This is a genomic window from Thiolapillus sp. (genome assembly GCF_048562965.1).
Taxonomy (GTDB): domain Bacteria; phylum Pseudomonadota; class Gammaproteobacteria; order Chromatiales; family Chromatiaceae; genus Thiolapillus; species Thiolapillus brandeum_A.
In genome coordinates this window covers 1-662 of record NZ_JBHNMF010001381.1, presented here as the reverse complement: position 1 = coordinate 662, position 662 = coordinate 1, and the positions used below count along the sequence as shown (strand labels likewise).

Genomic DNA, 662 nt, shown 5'->3' with positions numbered 1-662 from the left:
TGGCGTAACGCTTCAGGAATCTATTTCATAGATGTCGGGTACCATGTGATTATATTCCAAAAAGGAGCTATCCTTTGTTCCGAACCCGCCAGATATTGAACGACTGGCTCACGCAAAACCTGGAGGAAGCATAACGCCATGGTTATCCATCCACAAGCCCGTACAACACCAAAGCTGCGTGCTGAGATCAAGGCTCAACGTGATCGTAAGCAGGTGGATCTTGCCAAGCAATACAATGTTACACCACAGACTATCCGGAAATGGCAAAACCGGGATGAGTTCACCGACAAAAGCCATCGTCCTCATCGCCTGCAAACCAAACTCAGCGAACACCAGGAAATGCTGGTGGTCGAGTTGCGCAAGCTGCTGTTATTGCCTCTGGATGATCTGTTGGTCATTGTCCGAGAATTCATCCACCCGGAGGCTACCCGCTCAGGCATCCACCGTACCCTACGTCGCCATGGGGTCTCCCACCTCAACGCGCTGTTACGCGCAGAAAATGAAGAAGAAGCACAACCTGCCAAGCGCAAAACCTTCAAGGACTGTAACTACTCACCCCTAAGACTGAGTACAAGCCTGCCTCGATGGATCTACAATCGCTTTTTCATGTCTGTAGAGGCTTGACATCATAGTACGCCGAGTCTATGCTATTGACCCAACAC

1 protein-coding gene is annotated in these 662 nt (G+C 50.2%); it reads left to right on the top strand.

The window, feature by feature from the left end; genetic code table 11:
* Nucleotides 1-138 precede the first annotated feature (138 nt).
* A complete protein-coding gene (locus ACOCD2_RS24450; protein ID WP_293650688.1) occupies nt 139-624 on the top strand; it encodes a hypothetical protein in 486 nt (161 codons plus the stop codon).
* Nucleotides 625-662: the final 38 nt, after the last annotated feature.